This window comes from Kitasatospora phosalacinea (assembly GCF_030268885.1).
In the GTDB taxonomy this organism is placed as follows: Bacteria; Actinomycetota; Actinomycetes; order Streptomycetales; family Streptomycetaceae; genus Kitasatospora; species Kitasatospora phosalacinea_C.
On sequence record NZ_BSSA01000022.1, the window covers coordinates 132563 to 140550 of the forward strand.

At 71.6% G+C, this 7988-nt stretch carries 9 protein-coding genes; 7 read left to right on the forward strand and 2 right to left on the reverse strand.

Going from position 1 to position 7988, the window contains the following annotated elements; translation table 11 throughout:
- Window positions 1-22: 22 nt before the first annotated feature.
- Window positions 23-208, reverse strand: a complete 186-nt coding sequence (locus QSK52_RS27230; RefSeq protein ID WP_030458050.1) for a hypothetical protein — start codon at window positions 206-208, stop codon at window positions 23-25.
- 474 nt (window positions 209-682) lie between these two features.
- Between QSK52_RS27230 and QSK52_RS27235 the strand changes: the two genes are divergently transcribed.
- From QSK52_RS27235 to QSK52_RS27250, 4 genes are all read left to right on the forward strand, one after another.
- Window positions 683-1336 carry a response regulator transcription factor gene (locus QSK52_RS27235; protein WP_030458051.1) on the forward strand — a complete coding sequence of 218 codons (654 nt, stop codon included), beginning with the start codon at window positions 683-685 and terminating at the stop codon, window positions 1334-1336.
- Window positions 1337-1379: 43 nt separating this feature from the next.
- On the forward strand, window positions 1380-2681 hold the full coding sequence (locus QSK52_RS27240) for a sensor histidine kinase (protein ID WP_285738804.1): 1302 nt from the start codon (window positions 1380-1382) through the stop codon (window positions 2679-2681).
- A gap of 201 nt (window positions 2682-2882) precedes the next feature.
- A complete protein-coding gene (locus QSK52_RS27245) occupies window positions 2883-3860 on the forward strand; it encodes an acyl-ACP desaturase (RefSeq protein WP_285738805.1) in 978 nt (325 codons plus the stop codon).
- Between the two features lie 564 nt (window positions 3861-4424).
- On the forward strand, window positions 4425-4724 hold the full coding sequence (locus QSK52_RS27250) for a DUF4193 domain-containing protein (RefSeq protein ID WP_014138508.1): 300 nt from the start codon (window positions 4425-4427) through the stop codon (window positions 4722-4724).
- Window positions 4725-5002: 278 nt separating this feature from the next.
- On the opposite strand, the gene QSK52_RS27255 is transcribed toward QSK52_RS27250, so the two are convergent.
- Window positions 5003-5467 carry a DUF3093 domain-containing protein gene (locus tag QSK52_RS27255; protein ID WP_435053386.1) on the reverse strand — a complete coding sequence of 155 codons (465 nt, stop codon included), beginning with the start codon at window positions 5465-5467 and terminating at the stop codon, window positions 5003-5005.
- Between the two features lie 95 nt (window positions 5468-5562).
- On the opposite strand from QSK52_RS27255, the gene QSK52_RS27260 reads away from it, so the two are divergent.
- The 3 genes from QSK52_RS27260 to QSK52_RS27270 all read left to right on the forward strand — a co-directional run bounded on the left by QSK52_RS27260 (window position 5563) and on the right by QSK52_RS27270 (window position 7561).
- Window positions 5563-6147: a PaaI family thioesterase gene (locus tag QSK52_RS27260; RefSeq protein WP_285738807.1), complete on the forward strand. Its 585-nt coding sequence runs from the start codon at window positions 5563-5565 to the stop codon at window positions 6145-6147.
- Window positions 6144-6611 (forward strand): dUTP diphosphatase, encoded by a 468-nt coding sequence (gene dut / locus QSK52_RS27265; protein WP_285738808.1) that lies wholly within the window; start codon window positions 6144-6146, stop codon window positions 6609-6611. The genes QSK52_RS27260 and dut overlap by 4 nt, the downstream gene beginning before the upstream one ends.
- Before the next feature lie 152 nt (window positions 6612-6763).
- Window positions 6764-7561 carry a DUF3710 domain-containing protein gene (locus QSK52_RS27270; RefSeq protein ID WP_285738809.1) on the forward strand — a complete coding sequence of 266 codons (798 nt, stop codon included), beginning with the start codon at window positions 6764-6766 and terminating at the stop codon, window positions 7559-7561.
- Window positions 7562-7988: the final 427 nt, after the last annotated feature.

Consider the following 7988-nt stretch of genomic DNA (forward strand, 5'->3'; position numbering starts at 1 on the left):
ACGTCGTTCGGGACGGGAGCGGTCAGGCGGCGGAGCGGTGCGTGCCGAGGACCGGGTCCACGCCGTGTTCGGTGGCGAGGCGCTGGAGGTCCTCCAGCTCGGACTGCTCGACCTCGGCCAGGAACTCGTCCCCGGACTCGATCGCGCGGTGGAGATCCTGCTCGGCGTTCTTGATCCGCTGAAGGATTCCGGCGGTGAAGGCGTCCATACGGGCCCCCTTTGCTGTGTCGGACGGGCACGGTCCGAGCAGCCCCCCGGCCCGGAACCCGACAAACCCCGGTCGGGCCCCCTGGGCCGGATGCAGGTTCCGGTCGGGGGCTCGGGCGGCGTGGGAGCCGCGACCCGGTGGCTTTCGTCCCGAAGCCGGTGCGGATGGGGCACTCGGCGGGTGGTGGTGGCCGTGACGCGCCACGGGGCGACGGCATCACGGTGTGCAGGTGTCCTCCCCACCCCCGGTCAACGGAAACCTCCAACTCGCGTAAAAGTTGCCCGAGTCACAGTCCAAACAGGCAGCGCCCGCTCCGTTTTCGCGGACGGCGCACCGGACTTACGACTGCTTTACCGCGCGACCAGGCAGGATGGAGGCACCGTCGGATCCGTCTGTCCGGATCCGCGCCCGGCACTCACGGCCCGCACGGGCGGTCACACGGCCAGGGCCGCTCCAGCAGAAGGGACAACCACCGTGCGGGTACTCGTCGTCGAGGACGAGCAGCTGCTCGCCGAGGCCGTCGCCACCGGCCTGCGCCGGGAGGCCATGGCGGTCGACGTCGTCTACGACGGGGAGGCCGCGCTGCAGCGGATCGCCGTGAACGACTACGACGTGGTGGTGCTCGACCGGGACCTTCCGCTGGTCCACGGCGACGACGTCTGCCGCCGGGTCGTCGAACAGGGCCTCGCCACCCGGGTGATCATGCTCACCGCCTCCGGCGACATCAGCGACCGGGTCGAGGGGCTGGAGATCGGCGCCGATGACTACCTCCCCAAGCCGTTCGCCTTCAGTGAACTCGTCGCCCGGGTGCGGGCGCTGGGCCGCCGCGCCACCGTCCCGCTGCCCCCGGTGCTGGAACGCGCCGGGATCAGCCTGGACCCGGGCCGCCGCGAGGTCATCCGGGACGGCAAGCCCGTCCAGCTGGCCCCCAAGGAGTTCGCCGTCCTGGAGGTGCTGATGCGGGCCGGCGGCGCCGTCGTCTCCGCCGAGCAGCTGCTGGAGAAGGCCTGGGACGAGCACACCGACCCGTTCACCAACGTGGTCCGGGTCACCGTGATGACCCTGCGCCGCAAGCTCGGCGACCCGCCGGTGATCGTCACCGTGCCCGGCTCCGGCTACCGGGTGTGACCCGCACCCCCGAGACACCCACCGTCTGAGAGGACTTCCGGCCATGACCACCCCGCCACTCCCCGGCGGGGCCCCCGGCACGCCCGCCCCGGGCCCGGACCAGGTGCCCCCGCGACCGACGCACCCCCCGCGCCGCTCGGACCGCGACCGCTCCGACGACACCTACCACCCCGGCGACGGCCTGTTCGCCTGGCTGTCGCTGCGCCCCACCATCCGGATCCGGCTCACCCTGCTCTACGGCGGGATGTTCCTGATGGCCGGGGTGGTGCTGCTGCTGCTGATGTACTACTTCGTCCGCTCCGCCTTCGACCAGGCCCAGCTGCCGCACCTCACCCTCGGCCGCGGCGTCGCGATCACCGTCAACGGCGAGACGATCAGCGACCAGAAGACCCTGGACCAGGTGATGACCGCCCTCCAGGAGGGCAACAGCAACCAGGCCCTGTCCACCCTGCTGCGCCGCGCCCTGACCGCCCTGGTCTTCCTGGCCGTGATCGCCTTCGCGGTCGGCTACGCGATGGCCGGCCGGGTGCTCCACCCGCTCGGCCGGATCACCCGCACCGCCCGCGAGGTGGCCGGCAGCGACCTGCACCGCCGGATCGACCTGGACGGCCCCGACGACGAGCTCAAGGAGCTCGCCGACACCTTCGACGAGATGCTGGAGCGCCTGGACCGCGCCTTCGACTCCCAGCGCCGCTTCGTCGCCAACGCCTCGCACGAACTGCGCACCCCGCTGGCGATCAACCGCACCCTGCTGGAGGTCCAGCTCGCCGACCCGGCGGCCTCGCCCGACCTGCAGCAGCTCGGCAAGACCCTGCTGGCCACCAACGAGCGCAGCGAACAGCTGGTCGAGGGCCTGCTGCTGCTCGCCCGCAGCGAGAACGAGCTCACCGACCGCCGCCCGGTCGACCTCGCCGAGGTCGCCCAGCGCGCCATGGAGCAGACCCGCGCCGAGGCCGCCACCCGCGAGGTCGAACTGCGCTCCCAGCTCTCGCCGGCCCCCGCGCAGGGCAACGGCGTGCTGCTGGAGCGGATCGCGCTCAACCTGCTGCAGAACGGCACTCGGTACAACAGCCCCGGCGGCTGGGTGGAGATCACCACCTCGGCGGTCCGCGGCGGGGGCGGGGAGCTGGTGGTCAGCAACACCGGCCCGGTCGTCCCCGGCTACGAGCTGGAGCACATCTTCGAGCCGTTCCGCCGCCTGAAGAGCACCGACCGCACCCGCAGCGACAAGGGCGTCGGACTCGGCCTGTCCATCGTCCGCTCCGTGGTGCGCGCCCACGGGGGCACCATCGAGGCCACTGCCCGCCCCGGAGGCGGCCTGCGGGTCCAGGTCCGCATCCCGTAGCCGCCGCCCGCCCCCGGGGCCGCAGGCGCCCCGTCCAGGCGCTCCGGCCCCGCCGGACTTCCCCCAGCCGCCCCTGCCCAGCCGTGTCGGAACGACATAAGCGCTGGACAGGGGCGGCTTGTCATTTGCGGTCGCGACAACTTACGGTGTCGTAACCTACGCAGCCGTAGGTCAGCCCGCCCCACTCGCAGGAGCAACGCCGTGACCATCGCCCCCGTGCAGCGAACCGCCACGACCGCCTGGACCGACGCCAGGCTGATCCTCGCGCTCGAAGAGGTCGTGGAGACCGAGCTCAACCGCCACCTCAAGGTGGCCAAGGAGTGGATGCCCCACGAGTACGTGCCGTGGAGCCAGGGGCGGGACTTCGACGGGGTGCTCGGCGGCGAGGCGTGGTCGCTGGAACAGTCCAAGGTCACCCCGCTGGGCCGGATCTCGCTGGTGGTCAACCTGCTCACCGAGGACAACCTCCCGAGCTACCACCACGAGATCGCCAGCATGTTCGGCCGCGAGGGCGCCTGGGGCACCTGGGTGCACCGTTGGACCGCCGAGGAGGGCCGGCACGGGATAGCGATCCGCGACTACCTGCTGGCCACCCGCGCCGTCGACCCGGTCGAGCTGGAGCGGGCCCGGATGGCGCACATGTCCGAGGGCTTCGAGTCCGACAACGCGCACAGCATGCTGCAGTCCGTCGCCTACGTCGCCTTCCAGGAGCTGGCCACCCGGATCGCCCACCGCAACACCGGCCACCACTCCGGCGACCCGCTCTGTGACCAGCTGCTGGCCAAGATCGCCAACGACGAGAACCTGCACATGGTCTTCTACCGGAACCTGCTCAAGGCCGCCCTGGAGCTCGCCCCCGACGAGGCCATGCGCGCCATCGCCGACGTGGTGATCAACTTCCGGATGCCCGGCCACGGCATGCCCGGCTTCGAGCGCTCCGCCGCCCAGATCGCCATCGGCGGCATCTACAACCTGCGGATCCACCACGACGACGTGCTGCAGCCCGTGCTGCGCCACCTGAAGGTCATGGAGGTCTCCGGCCTCGGCCCGGTCGGCCGGCACGCCCAGGACGAGCTGGGGGCCTTCCTGGCCGGGCTGGACGCCCAGGCCACCCGCTTCGACGAGCGCCAGGCCGCGCTGCTCGCCCGCCGCGCCGCCGCGGCCGCCGCCAAGGGCTGACGCCCGCCCTCCCGACCCCGCCCCCGCCCCCACCGACCCCGGCCGCCGAAGAGCGCGGCCGGGGCGCTCGGACGTACCGGTGGGCATGCGGACAATTCGGCCGCGCGCACCCGCGCCGAAAGGCCCGCTTTGGCGGCAAACGCCCGCTCCCGCGCCCAATGTGACGAACCTCACACCTGTCCGGAAGGCGCCCCCGCATCCCTCGATGGGGTGGTCACTCGTCCGGGGGATGCGGTCGCGCTCGGTGATCGTCCGGCCCGGCCGCCGCCACCCCGCCCGATCGCCAAGACCCTTGGGCGGGAGCCGAGTTGTCACCCCCGGTGTTCCGGGACGGGCACGCAGGGTGATGATCGAAAAGTTCCGGTCCGAACCTCTTCACTCGTACGGTGGATGGTGTTCGGACCCCGTTCGATCGTCCCAACGGGCCCCTGTCCGGATGTCGATTGAGTAACAGGGCTTGAAGTAAGGCACAATCTCGGCCTCGGGTCGGGCACAAGACCGGCCCCCCAGGCGTTACGTGCGCTGGAGACACCCGCACACACCCAAAGGGGGAGAGCGAAAACTATGGCAACGGACTACGACACCCCACGCAAGACCGATGACGACCTCAACGAGGACAGCATCGAGGAACTCAAGGCCCGTCGGAACGAGAAGGCGTCCAGCTCCGTGGACGTCGACGAGTACGACGCCAACGAGGGGCTGGAGCTTCCGGGCGCCGACCTCTCGAACGAGGAGCTCTCGGTTCGAGTGCTGCCCCGTCAGGCCGACGAGTTCACCTGCATGAGCTGCTTCCTGGTGCACCACCGGAGCCAGCTCTACAGCGAGAAGAACGGCCAGCCGATCTGCCGGGACTGCGGCGCCTGAAAACGGAGCGGCACTGGCCCGGGCGGGCGACACCCCTCCGCCGGCCCGGTACGCCGCCCCGTCCGGCCTTGAGCAGCGGGGCCGGAGGCAGAAGCAGCGACCGTCCCGAGCGGTCGCACCCGGCAGAGCGCGAGCCGCGCGCCTGCCCCCGCAGGGCTCGCAGACGAACCGAAAGGGACGGCCCCACCCCCGGGTGGGACCGTCCCTTTCGTCGTGCCCGGGCCCGCCGGGCCCGCTGCGCGTAGCTTTCAGCGGTCCGCAGCGGTTCGCAGTGGCCCTCAGCGGCTGCGCTCGGCGCCGCGCGCACCGGCCGCGGCCCCCGCCAGCGCGTCCGCCAGCTTCTGCGGGGAACGGGTCGACAGGTACAGGTACGGGGTCGGGTCGGCCGGGTCGGTCACCTCGACCTTCAGCGCCGTCGGCACGTAGCTGCGCAGCAGCATGAAGGCCCGCGGGTCGGCCTTCACCGACCGCCAGGCCACCGCCTCCTTCGGGTTCAGCACCTCGGCCGCCCCCAGCGCGCTCAGCGGGATCCGGGCCGGACCCGCCACGAGCGAGCCCTGCACCACCCGGATCCGCGCCGAGCCGTAGCTGCTCAGCGCGGCGGCCCCCGCGGCCACCCCCACCGCCAGCCCGATCAGCGCACCGACCCCGCTGAACCGGAGCAGGACCAGCGCGAGCGAGAGCCCGAGCGCCACGGGCAGCAGCCACCAGGACCGCGGGACGGTGAGACGTTCCTCGTACATGCCCTCCATTGTGGGCGCTCCCGACACCCGGCGGGCCCCCCGGGGCCCGTCCCGGCACCTGTCCCGGGAAGCTACCGGCAGGTAGGGTCGGCGCCGTGAACGGACCCACCACCCCCACCACCCCGCCCGCGGACGCCGTCCTCCCCGAGCGCTCCCCGCTGGCCCCCGCGCCCGGCACCCTCATCGGATCCCACTACGACGAGTGCTTCGGCTGCGGACCGCAGCACCCCCAGGGCCTCCAGCTCACCGCCGTCGCGGGCGAACACCTCGACGTCACCGCGCAGTTCACCGTCAAGCAGGCCCACCAGGGCGGCCCCGGCCTGGCCCACGGCGGCGTCCTGGTCAGCGCCATGGACGAGACCCTCGGAACGCTCAACTGGCTGCTCGGCGCCCCCGCCGTCACCGGCCGCCTGGAAACCGACTTCGTCCGCCCCGTCCCCGTCGACTCCGTGCTGCACATCCACGCCCGGGTGACGGGCGTGCACGGCCGCAAGGTCTACAGCGCCGCCGAGGGACGCATCGACGGACCCGAAGGACCGGTCGCCATCCGGGCACAGGCGCTCTTCGTCCAGGTGAAGCTGGAACACTTCACCACGCACGGTCGTCCAGAGGACGTGCAGAAGGTCCTGGACGACCCGGACCAGATCAAGCGCGCCCGAGCCTTCGAGGTGAACCCGTGACCGACCCCGTCCGCCCGCCCGTCGACGTCCTGATCCGCCGACTCGACCCGGAGATCCCGCTCCCCGCCTACGAGCACCCCGGCGACGCCGGAGCCGACCTGCGCACCACCGTCGACGCCGAACTCGCCCCCGGCGAACGGACCCTGCTCCCCACCGGCATCTCCATCGCGCTACCGGACGGTTACGCGGCGTTCGTGCACCCGCGGTCCGGGCTCGCCGCCCGCTGCGGAGTTGCACTGGTGAACGCCCCGGGGACGGTCGATGCCGGGTACCGTGGTGAGATCAAGGTGATCGTCGTCAACCTGGACCCCAAGGAGCCCGTCAGCTTCAAGCGGGGCGACCGGATCGCCCAGCTGGTCATCCAGCAGGTCGAGAAGGCGCGCTTCCACGAGGTGGGTGAACTCCCGGGTTCGGTCCGCGCCGAAGGCGGGTTCGGGTCGACCGGCGGGCACGCCGCGGTCTAGCATGCGCCGCGGCCTCGGTTCCGCCGGGCAGCACTGACGAGCGGGTGGAAGCGGTGCGATTGCAGCGGTTTTCGGCCGATCCGATGGGTAGCAGGTAGCAGGTATTCGCGTTCGGTCTTGGATTCGGTCTTGGACCGGGAAGGACAGTGACCGTGTTCCGTCGTCGCAAGAGCGAGGACGCTGTCGAGCAGCTCGCCGAGGACGCCATCAGCGCCGACGAGACGGCCGATGACGTCGAGGGTTCCGTCGAGAACGAGAACGAGAACGACACCGAACCGGACCCGGCCGACCGGGTCGGCCTCCCGCCGGCCCCGCGCCCGGACGGGCCGTGGGACATCTCCGAGCTGGAGAAGCCCGAAGAGGGCCGCGTCGACCTCGGGGGCCTGCTGATCCCCGGTGTCGAGGGCATGGAGCTGCGGGTCGAGGTCGCCGGTGACGCGATCGTCGCCGCCACCCTCGTCCTGGGCAACAGCGCCATCCAGCTCCAGGCGTTCGCCGCCCCCAAGTCGGAGGGCATCTGGGGCGAGGTCCGCGAGGAGATCGCCAACGGCATCACCAGCCAGGGCGGCGCCGTCGAGGAGGAGGAGGGCCCGCTCGGCTGGCACCTCCGCGCCCAGGTCCCCGTCCCGCTCCCGAACGGCACCCAGGGCGCCCAGCTGGTCCGCTTCGTCGGCTGCGACGGCCCCCGCTGGTTCCTCCGCGGCGTGATCTCCGGCCAGGCGGCCGTCCAGCCCGAGATGGCGGGCCTCCTGGAGGAGGTCTTCCGCCAGACCGTCGTGGTCCGCGGCGAGGCCCCCATGGCTCCCCGCGACCCCATCGTCCTCAAGCTCCCCGAGGACGCCCAGATGGTCGCGGACGGCGCCGCCGCCCCCACCGAGCCCGATTCGCCGTACGCCGGCGGCTCGATCGACCCCTTCTCGCGCGGCCCCGAGATCACCGAGGTCCACTGACCTTCCGGACGCCCGGCGTCCCCTTCCGCCCCCGCGCCACCCGGCGCGGGGGCGGATTTGCTTTGCGGCCGCCGGTCCCCGTACAGTTCCGGAGTCGCGCCGAGAGGGGCGAACGAAAGCGAGTTCGAGGAAACACCGGTGAAACGGTGGCGAAAACCTCTGATAAGCTGGGAACACGAAAGAACGAAGCGCCCGGAGATGCGGTCGGAAGGCCGGTCGAAGGAAGCGTCCGTTCCTTGAGAACTCAACAGCGTGCCAAAAGTCAACGCCAGATATGTTGACATCCCCGGCCTCGGCGACCTCGTCGGGGTTGGAGATTCCTTTTGAAGTAACACTAGCGAGGACGCAGTGCACGGGGCCGCCTTATTCCGGTGGCTGCTGTGCCGCTCTTTGTTGAATCAAGCATTCACGGAGAGTTTGATCCTGG

Bases quoted from the DNA above. Each gene is read 5' to 3' on its own strand.
- QSK52_RS27230 (WP_030458050.1), bottom strand. From the start codon at position 208: ATGGACGCCTTCACCGCCGGAATCCTTCAGCGGATCAAGAACGCCGAG.
- QSK52_RS27240 (WP_285738804.1), top strand. From the start codon at position 1,380: ATGACCACCCCGCCACTCCCCGGCGGGGCCCCCGGCACGCCCGCCCCG.
- QSK52_RS27250 (WP_014138508.1), top strand. From the start codon at position 4,425: ATGGCAACGGACTACGACACCCCACGCAAGACCGATGACGACCTCAAC.
- QSK52_RS27255 (WP_435053386.1), bottom strand. From the start codon at position 5,467: ATGTACGAGGAACGTCTCACCGTCCCGCGGTCCTGGTGGCTGCTGCCC.